17 protein-coding genes and 1 tRNA gene are annotated in these 16,177 nt (G+C 72.7%); 9 read left to right on the top strand and 9 right to left on the bottom strand.

Going from position 1 to position 16,177, the window contains the following annotated elements; translation table 11 throughout:
* The first annotated feature begins 39 nt into the window (after positions 1-39).
* Entirely contained in the window at positions 40-777 is a 738-nt protein-coding gene (locus tag ABD944_RS06755; RefSeq protein ID WP_345173405.1) for a glycosyltransferase family 2 protein, read from the top strand.
* Positions 778-835: 58 nt separating this feature from the next.
* On the opposite strand, the gene ABD944_RS06750 is transcribed toward ABD944_RS06755, so the two are convergent.
* From ABD944_RS06750 to nagA, 5 genes are all read right to left on the bottom strand, one after another.
* Entirely contained in the window at positions 836-1,222 is a 387-nt protein-coding gene (locus ABD944_RS06750) for a VOC family protein (protein WP_345173403.1), read from the bottom strand.
* Between the two features lie 206 nt (positions 1,223-1,428).
* Positions 1,429-1,502, bottom strand: a tRNA-Ala gene (locus ABD944_RS06745).
* Between the two features lie 47 nt (positions 1,503-1,549).
* Positions 1,550-2,119, bottom strand: a complete 570-nt coding sequence (gene sepX / locus ABD944_RS06740; RefSeq protein WP_345173402.1) for a divisome protein SepX/GlpR — start codon at positions 2,117-2,119, stop codon at positions 1,550-1,552.
* 215 nt (positions 2,120-2,334) lie between these two features.
* Positions 2,335-2,955: a GNAT family N-acetyltransferase gene (locus ABD944_RS06735; protein ID WP_345173614.1), complete on the bottom strand. Its 621-nt coding sequence runs from the start codon at positions 2,953-2,955 to the stop codon at positions 2,335-2,337.
* Positions 2,956-3,046: 91 nt separating this feature from the next.
* A complete protein-coding gene (gene nagA, locus ABD944_RS06730) occupies positions 3,047-4,177 on the bottom strand; it encodes an N-acetylglucosamine-6-phosphate deacetylase (protein WP_345173400.1) in 1,131 nt (376 codons plus the stop codon).
* Positions 4,178-4,271: 94 nt separating this feature from the next.
* Between nagA and ABD944_RS06725 the strand changes: the two genes are divergently transcribed.
* Positions 4,272-5,105 (top strand): DeoR/GlpR family DNA-binding transcription regulator, encoded by an 834-nt coding sequence (locus tag ABD944_RS06725; protein WP_345173399.1) that lies wholly within the window; start codon positions 4,272-4,274, stop codon positions 5,103-5,105.
* 33 nt (positions 5,106-5,138) lie between these two features.
* On the opposite strand, the gene ABD944_RS06720 is transcribed toward ABD944_RS06725, so the two are convergent.
* The 4 genes from ABD944_RS06720 to galU are packed head-to-tail and all read right to left on the bottom strand — an operon-like array spanning position 5,139 to position 8,258.
* Positions 5,139-5,612, bottom strand: a complete 474-nt coding sequence (locus ABD944_RS06720; protein WP_345173612.1) for a MogA/MoaB family molybdenum cofactor biosynthesis protein — start codon at positions 5,610-5,612, stop codon at positions 5,139-5,141.
* An 8-nt stretch (positions 5,613-5,620) separates the two neighbouring features.
* Positions 5,621-6,091, bottom strand: a complete 471-nt coding sequence (gene moaC / locus ABD944_RS06715; protein ID WP_345173610.1) for a cyclic pyranopterin monophosphate synthase MoaC — start codon at positions 6,089-6,091, stop codon at positions 5,621-5,623.
* A gap of 5 nt (positions 6,092-6,096) precedes the next feature.
* A complete protein-coding gene (glp, locus tag ABD944_RS06710) occupies positions 6,097-7,305 on the bottom strand; it encodes a molybdotransferase-like divisome protein Glp (RefSeq protein ID WP_345173608.1) in 1,209 nt (402 codons plus the stop codon).
* A 26-nt stretch (positions 7,306-7,331) separates the two neighbouring features.
* A complete protein-coding gene (gene galU, locus ABD944_RS06705; RefSeq protein ID WP_345173397.1) occupies positions 7,332-8,258 on the bottom strand; it encodes a UTP--glucose-1-phosphate uridylyltransferase GalU in 927 nt (308 codons plus the stop codon).
* A gap of 34 nt (positions 8,259-8,292) precedes the next feature.
* On the opposite strand from galU, the gene ABD944_RS06700 reads away from it, so the two are divergent.
* The 7 genes from ABD944_RS06700 to ABD944_RS06670 all read left to right on the top strand — a co-directional run bounded on the left by ABD944_RS06700 (position 8,293) and on the right by ABD944_RS06670 (position 16,164).
* Positions 8,293-8,874, top strand: a complete 582-nt coding sequence (locus ABD944_RS06700) for a 5-formyltetrahydrofolate cyclo-ligase (protein WP_345173396.1) — start codon at positions 8,293-8,295, stop codon at positions 8,872-8,874.
* Between the two features lie 92 nt (positions 8,875-8,966).
* A complete protein-coding gene (locus ABD944_RS06695; protein ID WP_345173394.1) occupies positions 8,967-9,956 on the top strand; it encodes an NAD(P)-dependent oxidoreductase in 990 nt (329 codons plus the stop codon).
* A 103-nt stretch (positions 9,957-10,059) separates the two neighbouring features.
* The gene (locus ABD944_RS06690; protein ID WP_345173392.1) at positions 10,060-11,544 is read left to right on the top strand and encodes a potassium/proton antiporter; all 1,485 of its coding nucleotides are present in this window, start codon (positions 10,060-10,062) and stop codon (positions 11,542-11,544) included.
* Positions 11,545-11,710: 166 nt separating this feature from the next.
* Positions 11,711-12,073: an FmdB family zinc ribbon protein gene (locus tag ABD944_RS06685; RefSeq protein ID WP_345173390.1), complete on the top strand. Its 363-nt coding sequence runs from the start codon at positions 11,711-11,713 to the stop codon at positions 12,071-12,073.
* 404 nt (positions 12,074-12,477) lie between these two features.
* On the top strand, positions 12,478-14,604 hold the full coding sequence (locus ABD944_RS06680; RefSeq protein WP_345173389.1) for an MMPL family transporter: 2,127 nt from the start codon (positions 12,478-12,480) through the stop codon (positions 14,602-14,604).
* A gap of 121 nt (positions 14,605-14,725) precedes the next feature.
* Complete coding sequence (locus ABD944_RS06675; protein ID WP_345173388.1) at positions 14,726-15,553, top strand: S-methyl-5'-thioadenosine phosphorylase; 828 nt, start codon at positions 14,726-14,728, stop codon at positions 15,551-15,553.
* Positions 15,550-16,164 carry an SAF domain-containing protein gene (locus ABD944_RS06670; RefSeq protein ID WP_345173386.1) on the top strand — a complete coding sequence of 205 codons (615 nt, stop codon included), beginning with the start codon at positions 15,550-15,552 and terminating at the stop codon, positions 16,162-16,164. Before ABD944_RS06675 ends, ABD944_RS06670 begins: the two co-directional genes overlap by 4 nt.
* Positions 16,165-16,177: the final 13 nt, after the last annotated feature.

Here is a 16,177-nt window from a genome sequence, read left to right as displayed (position 1 = left end):
TGATCATCAAGGCCGTGCGCCCGGACGAGGAGGAGTGCCATGCCCCTGATCTCGATCATCACCGCCGTACGGAGGCCGATCCCCGGCTACCTGCGGCAGGCCGCCGCCGGCGTCGCGGCGCAACGCCTCCCCCCTGGCTGGGACCTCGAATGGCTCGTCCAGGAGGACGGGGACGCCCCGACCGCCCGCGACCTTTGCCCGGGCGCGCTCTACGAGGCGAACAGCGCCCAGCTCGGCACCGGTACGACGAGGAACTTCGCCCTGAGCCGGGCACGCGGCGAACTGGTCGCGGTGCTCGACTATGACGACGTCCTTCTCCCCGACGGCCTCGCGACGCTCATCCCCGCCTTCGAGGAGCATCCCGGCATCGGCTGGACGATCGGCCAGGCCGACGATCTGATCGACGGACGCCGCGTCCCCTACCCCCTGGCCTACCCCTGCGGCCTGGTGCCCGCCGGAACGATCGGCCGCCTGTACGAAGAGACGGGCCTCTGCCAGGCGGCCTGCGCCGGCCTGGTCGCCCCCGCCGACCTGATCCGCGCCTTCGGCGGCTGGGGCGCCCTCCCCCGCGCGCAGGACGTGGCCCTGTTCATCGCCCTCAGCGAAGTCTTCGACGGCTACCAGGAACCCTCGGTGACCTGGCTCTACCGAAAGCACCCCGACCAGAGCACCCACCCCACAAAGCCCGACACATGGGGCGAGCACCAGGACCGCTTCATCCGTCACCGCCTGAACGCCGTCCGCGCCGGAAAGCTGCTCCCGGAGACCGTCCCCTGACCCGATCCAAGGGTCGCCGTCTGCCGGGCCGGGTCCGGGGTGCTCGTCCCGCCGGAGGTCAGGACGAACCGGACGGGGCCCGGCTCAGATCCACGACGCAGAAGATGTTGCCGTCCGGGTCGGCGAGGACCACGAAGTCAGCGTCTGGGGGATACCGGTCCCAGTCGACTCTGGTGGCTCCCAACTCGACCAGACGCGCGACCTCGGCCTCCTGCTCGTCTGTGGTGTCCGTCAACAGGTCGAGGTGGATGCGCGGGTGCGCTTCGGCGGGCGAACTGCTGTGCATCAGAGCGAGCGCCCGGCCCGACCCATCCGCGTATTCCAGTGTCCGCCAACGTGGGCTCTCCCACTCGGACACGGGCACCAGGTCCAGCGCGGACGTCCAGAAGGCCACGGCCCGGGGAATGTCGTTCACGCCGATCACAGGAAAGCCGAGTCTGAGCATGACCCCGAGTCTAGGCAGCACCCAACCTGATCGGTCAGCAGTGAAGTCGGCCGGCCACAGCGCCCCCGCGACCTCTAAACGGGTGGCGCGCGCCCGCCTGTGCCAACTCGTCGGACGCGAAGCGTGAGGCGACGTAGCTGTACTTCACTGCCGTACGGGCACCAAAAAGGCCGGTGTCTCTTCGGAGAACCGGCCTTTGACCTGGGTGGAGCTGAGGGGATTTGAACCCCTGACCCCCTCGATGCGAACGAGGTGCGCTACCGGACTGCGCCACAGCCCCGAGGACTCCGTAAGGTTAGCAAACATCGGGGACTGCTCGCGCACCGGTTATTCGCCGACGGCGCGGCGGTCGTCGGCGTACTGGTCGAAGACCTCGTCGGGGGTGACGAGCTCGATGACCTCGGCGGTCTCGGCGGCCTCGGCGGCCTCGGCGGCTCTGCGGGCCTGCAGGGCGCGGGCGCGGGCCGCGGCGCGGGCCTGGGCGGCGGCGCGGCGGCGGGCGGTGTCCATGCCCACGGCGACGCGCAGGAGCGCCAGGTGGCCGGCGAGCAGCAGGACCGGGGGCGCGACGATCCACCAGGGCGTGAGGCCGGAGGCGGAGATCGCCACGGAGGTGAGGAGCAGCGCGGCGAGGCCGCTGGTGCGGCGGCGGCGCCGGGCGATGACGGCGGCGCGGCCGCCCGGGCGGCGCGGCGCGGGGAGGCCCTCCTCGCGGAGGGTCTCCTCCTCGTGGAGCGTCTCCTGGTCGTCGGCGTCGTCCTCGGCGGCGGGCTCGTCCGGACGCTTGTGCAGGAGGCGGGAGATTCCCGTGGTCTCGGTGTCGCGGCGCAGCCACATGGGTACCAGGACGACGGCCCAGACGGCGACGATCGCGAGGTAAAGGACGGCGCTGCTCATCGGCCCCACCGTTCCAGGGCACGCTCGCGAGGCGGGCCGACTTTCGGCGCGCGAACGTGCAATGGGAGCAGGGTCACGCCCCGCACGGTACGAGGGGCTGTCAGAGGTTGACGAGCATAAGGGGCGGTGTGTCGCGAGATCGATCTCGCCGTTACTCTCCGTTTGCCGGGACTTCTCGATCGCAGGATTCTTACGGCGGGAAAGTCATGGGCCGCTCAGGAGCGCCGGGGAAATGCCTGTTTCCGGTCTGCCAGCCAGCGGGCGCGCAGGCCACCGGGCACGTCCTCGACGGTGAGGGCGTAGCAGATGTGGTCGCGCCAGGCGCCGTCGATGTGGAGATGGCGGCGGCGAATTCCCTCTTCGCGGAATCCGAGTTTTTCGACGACGCGGCGGCTCGCGGTGTTCTCCGGACGGATATTGGCTTCGAGCCGGTGCAGGCCGACGGTGAAGAAACAGTGGTCGACGGCGAGGGCGACGGCGGTGGGAATGACGCCGCGGCCGGCGACGCGCCGGTCGACCCAGTAGCCGATCTGCGCGGACCTCGCCGAACCCCAGACGATCGCGCCGATGGTGAGCTGCCCGGCGAAATCGTCCTCATGGGTGACGACCCAGGGAAGGGCGAGGCCGTGGCGGGCTTCGCGGCGCATGGTGTGGACCATGCTGATGTAGGGGCCGAGGCCGCTGCGGAACAACGGCGTCTCGGGATTGGTCGGCTCCCAGGGGCGGAGCCAGTCGGCGTTGCGGACCCGCAGCTCGCGCCAGACGGCGGCGTCGCGGTGCCGCAGCGGGCGCAGCCCTACAGGGCCCTCGGTCAGGGTGACCGGCCATCCCCGCAAACGTTCCACGGTTCCATGATTCCCTGGTCGGATGTCTGAACGCCATATTGTCCCCGAGAAATCGGGCACGCGGGACGTTCGGCCACCGTCGTCACACCCGTCGGCCCCGTTTCATGACCCAGTCGACGCGCAGGTCGTCGTCCAGGACGACCAGGTCGGCGTCCTTGCCGGGCTCCAGTGACCCGACGCGCGCGTCGATGCCGAGGGCGCGCGCCGGGGTGAGGGACGCGGCCTCGGCGGCGCGCTCGATCGGCTGGCCGGCGTCGGTGACGGCGCGGCGGAACGCGTCCGCCATGGTGATCGTGCTGCCCGCGATGGACGTCCCGCCCGCGAGGGTGGCGCGGCCGCCGCGGACCTCGACGTCCATCACGCCGAGACGGTAGTCGCCGTCGCCCATGCCGGCGGCGGCCATCGCGTCGGTGATGAGCGCGACGCGGGGCGTGGCGGCGAACACGAGGCGGGCCACGGCGGGCTCCACGTGGATGCCGTCATTGATCAGTTCCACGGTGACCCGGGGGTCGTTCAGAGCGGCGGCGACCGGCCCGCCCTCGCGGTGGTGCAGGGGGCGCATCGCGTTGAACAGGTGCGTCGCCACGCGCGCTCCCGCGTCGAACGCCGCCCGGGCCGCCTCGCCGGTGCCGTCGGTGTGGCCGACCGCCGCGATCACGCCCGCGTCCACCGCCTCCCGGACGAGGTCGAGGGCGCCCGGCAGCTCGGGCGCGAGAGTGATCATGCGGAGGTGCCCGCGGCCGAGGCGGACGAGGCGGCGGAACTCGGCGGGGTCCGGGTCGCGCAGGAGCGCCGGGTCGTGCGCGCCGCAGCGCGAGCGGGCCAGGTAGGGGCCCTCCAGGTGGACGCCCGCGATCACGCCGTCGGCGGCGAGTCCGGCCAGGCCCTCGACGGCGGCGGCCAGTTCGTCCGGGTCGCCGGTGACGAGGCTCGCGATCGTGGTGGTGGTGCCGTGGGCGAGGTGGAAGGAGGCGGCCCGCTGGGCCTCGTCCGGGTTCCCGAGCTGGTAGGAGGCTCCCGCGCCGCCGTGGACGTGCATGTCGACGAAGCCGGGCACCACGTGCCGGCCGGCGAGGTCGATCACTTCGCCGGGGGCGGGGCCGTCCGCGATCGTGCCGCCGGCGATGTGGAGGGCGCCGTCGCGGACACCGTCCGGAAGGACGATCCGCGCGTTGGTCAAGGAAACGGCGCCGTCGCCGACCGGCCTCGCCATGGAACCCCCCAATGCACGCATTTGATCGTTGTTGATTGTTCCACGGCCCATGCGCTCAGGTAAGACCAGGGGCGCGCAGGGCTAGAATCCGCGGGTGACCACCTTTCCGGACTCCCGTCCACCCGCGGGAAAGGCGACCGGCGTGACCCGGCACGAGCGCTGGAACGCGCTGCTCGAACTGCTCGCGGACGCCGGACGGCTGACCGTCGAGGAGGCGTCCGTGCGCATGGGGGTGTCGGCCGCGACGATCCGCCGCGACTTCGACCAGCTCGCGCAGCAGCAGATGCTGACCCGCACCCGCGGCGGCGCCGTCGCGGAGAGCGTCAGCTACGACCTGCCGCTGCGGTACAAGGCGGCGCGGCACGCGTCGGAGAAGCAGCGGATCGCGGCGGCGACCGCGGAGCTGGCCGAGCCCGGGTCGATCATCGGGCTGAACGGCGGCACGACGACCTCGGAGGTCGCCCGGGTGCTCGCCACCCGCGCCGACCTGCACGCCGAGGGGCCCACCCCGGCGATCACGATCGTGACGAACGCGCTGAACATCGGCAACGAGCTGGCCGTCCGCCCGCATGTGAAGATCGTCCTGACGGGCGGGGTGCCGCGGCCGCAGTCCTACGAGCTGACCGGGCCGCTCGCCACCGGCATCTTCGACCACGTGACGCTGGACGTGGCGGTCATCGGGGTGAACGGCGTGACCGCGAGGCACGGCGCGACCTGCCACAACGAGGGCGAGGCCGTGGTGAACCGGCTGATGGCCGAGCGCGCCGACCGGGTGGTCGTGGTCGCGGACGGCTCCAAGATCGGCCACCGCGCGTTCGCCCGCATCTGCGGCACCGACGAGATCGACGTCCTGGTGACGGACGCGGCGGCGCCCGAGTCCGAACTCGCCGCGTTCACCGACGCCGGCGTCCGCGTCATCCAGGCCTAGCTCCCGACGGCGCGTGGCGGGGGCGGAGGCGGGCTAGCCCTGCGGGCGGGGGTGGTCGCCGCCGTTGATCTGGTCCACCGCGTGGGGCAGGACGCGGGCCAGGACGGTCATGCCGTCGCGGACGCCGCCGGTCGAGCCGGGCAGGTTGACGATGAGGGTGCGGCCCGCGACGCCGGCGAGGCCGCGCGACAGGATCGCGGCGGGGACCTTCTCGCGTCCCTCCAGCCGGATGGCCTCGGCGATCCCCGGGACCTCCCATTCGATGACCGGCCGGGTCATCTCGGGGGTCTGGTCGGTGGGGGTGAGGCCGGTCCCGCCGGAGGTGACGACGACGTCGTACCCGGCGGCGACCGCGTCGCGCAGGACGCCGGTGACGGGTTCGCCGTCCGGGACGACGACGGGGCCGTCCACCTGGCAGCCGAGGTCCTCCAGCATCTCGACCAGCACCGGGCCGGACCTGTCCTCGTAGAGGCCCGCCGCGGCGCGGTTGGAGACGGTGACCGCCATCGCCCGGATCACCGGCGCCACACCCCGGTCTTGCCGCCGGTCTTCTCCTCGACCCGGACCTCGGTGATCACGGCGGCGGGGTCGACGGCCTTCACCATGTCGACCAGCGCGAGCGCGGCGACGGTGACGGAGGTGAGCGCCTCCATCTCCACGCCGGTGCGGTCGGCGGTGCGGGTGACGGCCGTGATCGCGACGCCGTCGTCGTCGACGGCGAGGTCGACGGTGACGCCATGCAGCGCGATCGGGTGGCACAGCGGGACGAGGTCGGGCACGCGCTTGGCCCCCATGATCCCCGCGATCCGGGCGACGGACAGGGCGTCGCCCTTGGGGATGTCACCGGCGCGCAGGAGGGCGACGCATTCGGGCGACAGTCGGACGAACCCCGTGGCCGTGGCCGTCCGGGACGAGACGTCCTTCGACGACACGTCGACCATGCGGGCCGATCCCTGGTCGTCCAGATGGGTGAACTCGGACCCCATGGCGCTCATGACGGCAACCTCATGACCTCGACGTGCGAACCGGCCGGCATGGCTTCGACGTCCTCCGGGATCTCGATGAGCGCGTTCGCTGACGACAGGGACCCGAGCTGGTGCGAGCCCTGCACGCCCGCCGCTGTGACGGTGTAGAAGCCCCGAGTGAACGAGAGTCTGCCTCGCAGGAAGTGGCGCAGCCCCGCGGGGGACTTGATGTCCTCGGCGACGACGGCGCTCACTGTGGGAAGCGGTTCTGGGGGCAGACCTTGCATGACGCGTAGGGCGGGACGGACGAACACCTGGAACGACACGTACGCGCTCACGGGGTTGCCAGGAAGCGTGAAGACCGGAGTGCCTTCCAGGAGGCCGAACCCCTGCGGCTTGCCCGGACGCATCCGCACCTTGTGGAAGTTCACAGTTCCGGTACCGGCGAGGACTTCCTTGACGACGTCCCTGGTGCCCATGGAGACGCCCCCGGTGGTGACGATGGCGTCGGCCCGGACGAGCTGGTCGTGAAGCATCTCCAGGACCTTGGCGGGCTCGTCCTGCACCGTGGCCTGCCGGTAGCCCGTTCCGCCCGCCTCGACCACGGCGGCGGTGAGCATGAAGCTGTTGGACTCCCAGATCTGGCCGGGCGCCAGCGGGCTGCCCGGCTCGCGCAGTTCGTCACCCGTGGAGACGACCACGATGCGCGGCCTCGGCCGGACGGTCACCCGGGACCGCCCGACCGCCGCGAGCATGCCGATCTGCGGGGCGGCGAGCCGGGTGCCGGCCTCGGCGACGACCTGCCCGGCGAGGACGTCCTCCCCCGCCCGGCGGATGTAGTTGCCCGGCGGCGCGGCGCGCGAGATCCGGACGGTGGCGTTGCCGCCGTCCGTCCACTCGACGGGGATGACGGCGTCGGCGCCGGCCGGCAGCGGGGCGCCCGTCATGATCCGGGCGGTCAGCCCGGGCCGGATCGCCGACAGGCCGGAGTCGCCCGCGACGATGTCGCCGACGACGGGCAGCGCGACGGGGCTCGCCTCGGTGGCCGCCGCGATGTCGGCCGCGACCACGGCGTAGCCGTCCATCGCGGAGTTGTCGAACGGCGGCAGCGGCACCGGCGCGGCGACGGCCTCGGCGAGCACCGTGCCCTGCGCCTCCAGCAGTGCCAGGTCAAGCGGCGGCAGCGGCGCCACGCTGCCGAGGATCTCCGTCAGATGCTCGTCGACCGTTCTCATAGCCACGGCCCCAGTCTGACGCCTCGTCACGAATCCGAGGTGTCGCCCACGCCGTCCTGCGTCCGGACGAATTCCCGCAGCCACGGCAGGAACTCCGGCGCCAGATCCGGACGGTCCGCCGCGAACTGGACGACCGTCCTCAGGTACTCCAGCTTGTTGCCGGTGTCGTAGCGGCGGCCGCGGAACTTGACGCCGTAGACGCCGCCGCCCTGGTCGGCGGGCATGTCGGCGAGGGTGCGCAGCGCGTCGGTCAGCTGGATCTCGCCGCCGCGGCCGGGCGGGGTCTTCTCCAGGACGTCGAACACCGCGGGGTCGCAGACGTAGCGGCCGATGATGATCCAGTTGCTGGGGGCCTCCTCGGCGGCGGGCTTCTCCACGAGGTCGGAGATGCGGACGACGTCGTCCTCGTCCGTCGCCTCGATGGCCGCGCACCCGTACGCCGACACCTGGTCGGGCTCGACCTCCATCAGCGCGATGACGCTGCCGCCGTACTGGCCGCGCACCTCGATCATCCGCTGCAGCAGCTTGTCGCGGGCGTCGATCATGTCGTCGCCGAGCAGCACCGCGAACGGCTCGCGGCCGACGTGCTGGCGGGCGCAGTGCACCGCGTGCCCGAGGCCGCGCGGCTCGCCCTGCCGGACGTAGTGCATGATCGCCAGGTCGCTGGACTCGTGCACGGCCTCCAGGCGCTCGTCGTCGCCCTTGGCGCGCAGCGCCTCCTCCAGCTCGTAGGCTCGGTCGAAGTGGTCCTCGATGGACCGTTTGCTGCGCCCGGTGATCATGAGGACGTCGGACAGCCCGGCGTCGACCGCCTCCTCGACGACGTACTGGATCGCCGGTTTGTCGACGATGGGCAGCATTTCCTTGGGAGTCGCCTTGGTCGCGGGCAAGAATCGGGTACCGAGGCCGGCCGCCGGGACGACCGCTTTGAGCACTGGTGCAATGTCGGCCATATACACGACCCTAGCCATCCGCGAGGACCACAGCGTGCACCCCACCGCCACGAAGACCGGCCTCCGGGCCGAACTACTCGCACGACGTGCGGCGATGCCGCCCGAGACGCGCTCCGGCGCGGCGCGCCCGATCCGGGACGCGCTGCTGTCGGTCCCGGAGGTGGAGATGGCCGGGACGATCGCGGCCTACGTCTCCATAGGCGACGAGCCGGACACGCGGAGCCTGCTGTTCGCGCTGTGGAAGCGCGGGACGTACGTGCTCGTCCCCCGGCTGCTCCCGGACGGCGACCTCGACTGGGCGTCCTACGAGGGGCCCGACTCGCTCGTCCCGGGGGCCCGCGGGTGCCTGGAGTCGTCCGAGCCGCCGCGCGGCCCCGGCGCCGTGGCCAGCGCGGACGTCGTGCTGGTGCCCGCGGTGGCGGTCGACCGGTCGGGCGTGCGCCTCGGCCGCGGCGGCGGCTCCTACGACCGGGCGCTCGCGCGCGTGGGCCCGGCGATCCTCACCGCCGCGCTGCTGTACGACGGCGAGCTGGTGGAAAGCGTGCCCGCCGAGCCGCACGACCAGCGCGTCCGGGCCGTGGTGACCCCGGCGCGGGGGCTGGTCCGCCTGGGCTGACCTGCTCGGCGGCGGCGCCCTGCTCGTAGAGTGAGAGGGCCGAGATCGCGGACGGGGGCCGCGGTCGGGCACGGCCTGACGGGAGGTAAGAGATGACGGCGCCGTGGCGGATCCTTTCCCTGCCCCCGATCGCGGACGAGATCGTCCGAGGGTTGTTCGCGCCGCTGGGAGACGCCGCCGAGGTGACGTTCCCGCAGGCCAGAGACCGGGCGGGCCTGCTCGCCGCGCTCGCCGGCGCCGACGTGGTGATCGGCGACTTCACCGGCCGGCTGGCGCTGGACGCCGAGGCCGCGGCGGCGGCGCCGCGGGTGTCGTTCGTGCAGATGCCCGCGGTCGGGACCGACAGCATCGACGTCGCGGCGTGGGCGGCCGCGGGCGTGCCGGTGGCGAACGCGGCGGGCTTCAACGCGCGCGGGGTCGCCGAGTGGGCGGTCGGCGCGGCGTTCGCGCTGTGCCGCAACCTCGCGCGGGGCGACCGGGCCGTCCGCGCGGGCGGATGGCCGCAGATGGAGATGGCGGCGCTCGGCCCGCGCGAGATCCACACGCAGCGGGTCGGCATCGTCGGGTTCGGCGCGATCGGCGCCGAGGCCGCGCGGCTGTTCGCGGCCCTGGGTTGCACGGTGTCGTACTGGACGAGGCGGCGGCGTCCCCAGGCCGCGGCGACGTACCGGGAGCTGGACGAGCTCATGGCGATGTCCGACGTCCTCGTCATCGCCCTGCCGCTGACCGAGGAGACCAAGGGGCTGATCGGCCCGGAGCGTCTCGCCCTGCTCCCGGACAAGGCGCTGCTGGTGAACGTGGCGCGCGGGGGCATCGCGCCGGACGACGCCGTCCTCGCCGCGCTGGAGTCGGGACGTCTGGCCGGGGCGGCCCTGGACGTGTTCGAGCAGGAGCCGCTTCCGCAGGGGCATCCGCTGCGTTCCCGTGAGGACGTCCTGCTCTCGCCGCACGCGGCGGGGGCGTCCGTCCAGTCGCAGCTGAACCTGCTGGGCATGGTGCGCGACAACGTCACCGCGGCCGTTCAGGGACGAGACGTACTGAACGTGGTGAACGGGATCAAACCACAGGTCAACCGGCGATAGCGGCCACGCCGGACACGCCATCCCTCAATCGTAAATATGCGATTCGTCCGCGAATCTGTAGGATTCCTAAACGATCAACTTTGACGACCCCGAAGGGTGGGATGTGCACCTCGACATCTGGCTACTCCTCGGGGCCACGCTCGTACTCAGCGCCATCATCGCGGTCCGGCTGTCGCACCAGGCGGGCCTTCCCACGCTGCTGGCGTACATGGGCCTCGGCCTTCTCATCGGCGAGTCCGGCCCCCTCCACATCCGGTTCGACAACGCGGAACTGGCCGAGACGCTCGGCCTCGCCGCCCTCGTGCTCATCCTCGCCGAGGGCGGAATCACCACCAGCTGGCGGCGCGTGCGGCCCTCGGTGCCGGCCGCGCTCAGCGTCTCCACCCTCGGCACCCTGATCAGCATCGTCGTCGTCGCGCTCGCCGCCATGTGGCTCGTCGGCCTGGAGTGGCGCCCGGCGTTCCTGCTGGCCGCCGTGCTCGCCCCCACCGACGCGGCCGCGGTGTTCTCGGTGCTGCGGCGGCTGCCCCTGCCGTCCCGGCTGACCGGCCTGCTGGAGGCCGAGTCCGGCTTCAACGACGCCCCGGTCGTGATCATCGTGGTCACGCTGAGCGCCCACACCGCCGTCCCCAACATGGCCGAACTGCTCGGCGTCATGGTCTACGAGCTGGTCGCGGGCGGCATCGTCGGCGTCGCCATCGGCTGGCTGGGCGCCCAGGCGCTGCGCCGCGTCGCGCTGCCCGCGTCCGGCCTCTACCCCATCGCCGTGCTGTCGCTTTCCATCGGCTCCTACGGGGCCGCCTCACTGATGCACGCCAGCGGGTTCCTCGCCGTCTACGTCAGCGCCCTCGTCCTCGGGAACGCGCGGCTGCCGCACCGGCCCGCCACGCGGGGCTTCGCCGAGGGCGTCGGCTGGCTCGCCCAGATCGGGCTGTTCGTGATGCTCGGCCTGCTGGCCGATCCCGGCGACCTCCCCGGCCAGATCCTGCCGGCGCTCGTCATCGGCTTCGTCCTGCTGCTGGTGGCCCGTCCCCTGTCGGTCGTGCTCTCCACGATCGGGTTCCGGCTGTCGTGGGGCGAGAAGGTGTTCGCGTCCTGGGCGGGACTGCGGGGCGCCGTCCCGATCGTCCTGGCCACCATCCCGATGGTCGCGGAGGTGGAGCACGCCGACCGGCTCTTCGCGATCGTGTTCAACATCGTCGTCCTGTTCACCCTGCTCCAGGGGCCGACGCTGCCGCTGGCCTCGCGGCTGTGCCGCCTCAGGAGCGACGAGCAGACCCGCGAGCTGGACGTCGAGGCCGCGCCCCTGGAGGAACTGCACGCCGACCTGCTGGAGGTGCGGATCCCCGGCGACTCGCTGATGAGCGGCGTGGAGATCTTCGAGCTGCGGCTGCCGCCCGGCGCGTCCATCACCCTCGTCGTGCGGGACGGCGCGAGCTTCGTGCCCGAGCCCACCACGCCCCTCCAGGCGGGCGACACCCTGCTGGTCGTGACCACCGCCGAGGTGCGCGAGGCCACCGAGCGCAGGCTCCGCGCGGTCAGCCGCAAGGGCAGGCTGGCGGGCTGGTTCGGCGAGAAGGGCCAGTGACCTGGGGCCCCGCGGCGGCGGGGCTCCACGGCGCTCCCTTGGCGCGCGACGCGCCGCCGGGGAACATCCCGGGGGCGAATCCTGTTCCACGCATGGGTACCATTAGCAGTCGTCTAGAGTGAGTGCCAGTCCGGCCAGCGCCGGTCTGAGTCAGCGAGGAGGAACCGTGCCGACGTATCAGTACGTTTGCACCGAGTGCGGCGAGCCTCTAGAGGTCGTGCAGAAGTTCAGCGACGACGCGCTGACCGAGTGCCCGGCGTGCACCGGCAGGCTCCGCAAGGTCTTCTCCGCCGCGGGGATCATCTTCAAGGGCTCGGGCTTCTACCGCACCGACAGCCGCGGCTCCGGCAAGTCGCCCTCCACCGCGGGGGCCTCGTCGAACGGCTCGTCCAGCGGGTCGTCCAACGGCTCCTCCGGCGACTCGGGCGGCTCCTCGGGCGACTCCGCCAAGACGAGCTCGTCCACGTCGTCCTCCGACTCGTCGTCGTCCTCGTCGACCGGCAAGTCGTCGTCCGAAAAGGTCGCCTGACCTCCTAAGCATCTCCGCTCGCACCGGGGGATCCGGCCGGATCCCCCGGTCTTCGCCGTGTCCGGAAGCCGCCGCCTACACCTTCAGAGGTAGGCGGCGGCTTTCCTTTGCGCCGGGCGACGTACCTCAAGTCGGTACTGACGCCGGAGGCGCATCCCCCCGCCCTTCGCGACCATGGAGAAGACAGGGAGCACCCCCGCGACCCCGCGATTCCGGCCCTGCGAGGCCTCCCCGTCGCACGGTTTGACTTAGCTCTATTTTAGAGAGACTCTTGGGTCGAGAGGCTAGCGGTTCCGCGACGCCTCCGATTTTCGAGTTATTACTTGACTTCTCTCGCTCAACGAGAGACTCTTGCCGCTAACGCGACATATCTTGATTCGCCCGGTGCACACAGGAGAGGAACCATGAGCGCACCTAGCCCGGCACCCCCGAGGCCGCGGACCCACCGCCTGGCCGGACTGATCGCCGGAAGGCGCACCAAATGGGCCGTCCTGGCCCTGTGGGTCGTCCTGCTGGCCGCTCTCGGCCCCCTCGCCGGCAAGCTCGGCGACGTCGAGAAGAACGACGCCGCGTCCTGGCTGCCCGCCGGGGCCGAGTCCACCCGGGTCGTGGAGCTGGAGGACCGGTTCCGCAAGGACGAGACGATGCTCGCCGTCATCGTCTACGAGCGGTCCGGCGGAATCACCGCGGCCGACAAGGCCAAGGCCGAGTCCGACGTCGCCGCGTTCCAGAAGCTGCCCGGAGCGCAGAAGGCGCAGGGGCCGTTCCCGTCCAAGGACGGCAAGGCCCTGCAGACCCTCGTGCCCCTCACGGACGAGGACCTCACCGCCGCCGTCGACCAGGCGCGCGAACTCGCCGAGCGCGGGCCGCCCGGACTGGCCTCGCACGTCACCGGCCCCGCCGGCGGCGGCGCCGACCAGTTCGAGGTCTTCCAGAGCCTGGACGGCTTCCTGCTCATGGCCGCCGGTCTCGTCGTCATCGTCCTGCTGCTGTTCATCTACCGCAGCCCCGTCCTGTGGTTCGTCCCCGTGCTGAGCGCCGTCTTCGCCCTGGGGCTCGCCCAGTCGACCGTCTACCTGCTCGCCAAGTACGCGGACCTCACCGTCAACGGCCAGAGCGCCGGCATCCTCACCGTCCTCGTCTTCGGCGTCGCCACCGACTACGCCTTGCTGCTCGTCGCCCGCTACAGGGAGGAACTGCACCGGCACGAGGACCGGCACGAGGCCATGGCGTACGCCCTGCACCGCGCCGCACCCGCCGTCATCGCCTCCGCCGCCACCGTGGCCGTCGGCCTGCTGTGCCTGCTGCTCGCCGACATGAACTCCACCGCCGGCATGGGCCCCGTGGCCGCCGCGGGCGTCCTCACCGCGCTCGCCGCCATGACGACCCTCCTGCCCGCCCTCCTGGTGATCTGCGGCCGCTGGCTGTTCTGGCCGCTGATCCCCCGCTACGACGCCAAGTACCTCAAGCCCGAGGCGTACAAGGCCGAGCACGGCGTCTGGAGCCGCGTCGCGGGGATCGTGGGCAAGCGCCCGCGCGCGCTCTGGGCCGTGACCATGCTCGGCCTCATCGTCCTCACGCTCGGGCTGGGCTCGCTCAAGGCGGACGGCCTGTCGGACGCCGGCCAGTTCACCGGCAAGCCCGACTCGGTGAAGGGCTCGGAGGCCGTCGCGCGGCACTACGCCGCCGGGTCGGGCTCCCCCGCCCTCGTGATCGGCAAGGCCCCGGCCTCCGACCGGATCGCCGAGGCCGTGCGCGGGACGCCGGGCGTCGCCGAAGTCGGCGCCCCCGTCACCACGGGCGGCCTGGTCAGGTACGAGGCGACGCTGAAGGACGCCGCCGACAGCCCGGCCGCCCGCGCGACCATCGACCGGCTGCGGACCGCGGTGCACGCCGTCCCGTCCGCGGACGCCAAGGTCGGCGGGACGACCGCGACGTACCTGGACATCAAGCGCGCCTCCACCCGCGACGACAAGGTCATCATCCCGATCGTGCTGGCCGTGGTGCTGCTCATCCTCATCGCATTGCTGCGCGCCGTCGTCGCGCCGCTGCTGATGATGGGCACCGTGGTGCTGTCGTTCCTCGCCTCGCTCGGCGCCTGCGCGGTCGTCTTCGAGCACGTCTTCGGGTTCGAGGGGACCGACTCCGGCTTCCCGCTGCTGGCCTTCATCTTCCTGGTCGCGCTGGGGGTCGACTACAACATCTTCCTGATGCACCGCGTCCGGGAGGAGTCGCAGGCCCTCGGCACGCGGCGCGGCATCCAGCGGGGCCTCACCGTCACCGGCGGTGTGATCACCTCGGCCGGGCTCGTCCTCGCGGCCACGTTCGCGTCCATGGTCACGCTGCCGCTGGTGTTCATGGTCGAGATGGGCTTCGCGGTGGCGTTCGGCGTCCTGCTCGACACCCTCGTCGTCCGGTCGCTGCTGCTGCCCGCCCTGTCCTACGACATCGGGCGCCGGATCTGGACGCCGGGACGGCTCGCCAAGGAGGCGCCCGCCCCCGAGAGCAAGGTCCTGGACCCGGTCGGCTGACGTCCCGGGGAACGCGCAAGGGCCCGGCTTCGGCCGGGCCCTTCGTCGCGCGGCGGCTGAGTTATCCACAATCGGCGGACGGCCTGCCGGGGACGGCGGCCGGGTGGCTAGGGTCGGCGGCATGTCCACTCAGGCTTCCGCGTCCCAGCCCGTCGCCGAGATCGGGGTCATCGGCGGCTCCGGCTTCTACTCGTTCCTCGACGACATCGAGGAGGTGCGGGTCGACACCCCCTACGGCCCGCCCAGCGACCCCATCGCGATCGGCGAGCTGGCGGGCCGCCGCGTCGCCTTCGTCCCCCGGCACGGCCGCGACCACCGCTTCCCCCCGCACAAGATCCCCTACCGGGCCAACCTGTGGGCGCTGCGGTCCCTCGGCGTCCGCCAGGTGCTGGCGCCGTGCGCGGTCGGCTCCCTCACCCCCGACCTCGGGCCCGGCACCCTGGCCGTCCCCGACCAGCTCGCCGACCGGACGTCGGGGCGCGACCAGACCTACTACGAGCACGGCGCCGCCGTCCACGTCTCGTTCTCCGACCCGTACTGCCCGACCGGCCGCCGCGCCGCCGTCGAGTCCGCGCGGGCCTCGGGATGGCCCCCGGTCGACCGCGGCACGCTCGTCGTCATCGAGGGCCCCCGCTTCTCGACCCGGGCCGAGTCCCGGTGGTTCGCCTCGCAGGGGTGGACGCTGATCGGGATGACCGGCCACCCGGAGGCCGTCCTCGCCCGCGAGCTGGCGCTCTGCTACACCTCGCTCTGCCTGGTGACCGACCTCGACGCGGGCATCGAGGAGGGCGAGGGCGTCACGATGGACGAGGTCCTGCGTGTCTTCGGCGAGAACATCGACCGGCTCCGCGGCGTCGTCGCCGACGTCGTCAAGGCGCTGCCCGCCGAGCGCACCTGCGCCTGCGCCACCGCCCTCGACGGCATCAAGCTCCCCCTGGAACTGCCGTGAGCCCCCGCTTATCCCGCCTGCGGCGGCCGCTGGCGGCGCTGTTCGCCGCGGCCGCCGCGGGCCTGGCGCTGCCGGCGCTGCGCCCCGGCCCGCCGGCGTCCGTCCGCGTCCTCGGCGCCGCCCGCGATCTGCCCGGCGGAACGCCCCTCGCCCCGGCCGACCTCCGCCCCCTCGACCTGCCGCCGTCCGCCGTCCCGGCGGGCGCGCTCCGCGCGGGCGGCGCCGGCCGCGTCCTCGCCGGCCCCATGCGCCGCGGCGAACCCCTCACCGACGCCCGCGTCGTCGGCGCCGGGCTCCTGCGCGGCTACGGCCCCGGCACGGTCGCCGCACCGGTCCGCCTGGCCGACGCGGGCGCCGCCCGCCTCGTCCGCCCCGGCGACCGCGTGGTCATCCTGACCGTCCCGTCCGAGGGCGCCCCCGCGAACGGCCCGCGCCCCCGCTGGCCCGCCGCCCGCGTGGTGGTGTCAGAAGTGCCGGTCATAGCGATCCCGCCCCCGGACGAGAACGGCCCCGAGGAGGGCGCCCTGGTCGTCCTGGCGACCGACCGCCCCCAGGCCGTCGCCCTGGCCGGCGCCGCCGGCCCCCTCGCCCTGACGATCACCGCCCCCTGACCCCGCGCAGGTG

The sequence above is a fragment of the Actinomadura verrucosospora genome (genome assembly GCF_039540335.1).
GTDB classification, from domain to species: domain Bacteria; phylum Actinomycetota; class Actinomycetes; order Streptosporangiales; family Streptosporangiaceae; genus Spirillospora; species Spirillospora verrucosospora.
The sequence above is the reverse complement of the archived record's forward strand: the minus strand, read 5'-3'. Positions and strand labels throughout refer to the sequence as shown.

Bases quoted from the DNA above. Each gene is read 5' to 3' on its own strand.
- nagA (WP_345173400.1), bottom strand. From the start codon at position 4,177: ATGGCGAGGCCGGTCGGCGACGGCGCCGTTTCCTTGACCAACGCGCGG.
- ABD944_RS06695 (WP_345173394.1), top strand. From the start codon at position 8,967: ATGACGGCGCCGTGGCGGATCCTTTCCCTGCCCCCGATCGCGGACGAG.
- ABD944_RS06720 (WP_345173612.1), bottom strand. From the start codon at position 5,612: ATGGCGGTCACCGTCTCCAACCGCGCCGCGGCGGGCCTCTACGAGGAC.
- glp (WP_345173608.1), bottom strand. From the start codon at position 7,305: ATGAGAACGGTCGACGAGCATCTGACGGAGATCCTCGGCAGCGTGGCG.
- moaC (WP_345173610.1), bottom strand. From the start codon at position 6,091: ATGGGGTCCGAGTTCACCCATCTGGACGACCAGGGATCGGCCCGCATG.
- ABD944_RS06680 (WP_345173389.1), top strand. From the start codon at position 12,478: ATGAGCGCACCTAGCCCGGCACCCCCGAGGCCGCGGACCCACCGCCTG.
- sepX (WP_345173402.1), bottom strand. From the start codon at position 2,119: ATGAGCAGCGCCGTCCTTTACCTCGCGATCGTCGCCGTCTGGGCCGTC.
- ABD944_RS06755 (WP_345173405.1), top strand. From the start codon at position 40: ATGCCCCTGATCTCGATCATCACCGCCGTACGGAGGCCGATCCCCGGC.
- ABD944_RS06675 (WP_345173388.1), top strand. From the start codon at position 14,726: ATGTCCACTCAGGCTTCCGCGTCCCAGCCCGTCGCCGAGATCGGGGTC.
- galU (WP_345173397.1), bottom strand. From the start codon at position 8,258: ATGGCCGACATTGCACCAGTGCTCAAAGCGGTCGTCCCGGCGGCCGGC.
- ABD944_RS06750 (WP_345173403.1), bottom strand. From the start codon at position 1,222: ATGCTCAGACTCGGCTTTCCTGTGATCGGCGTGAACGACATTCCCCGG.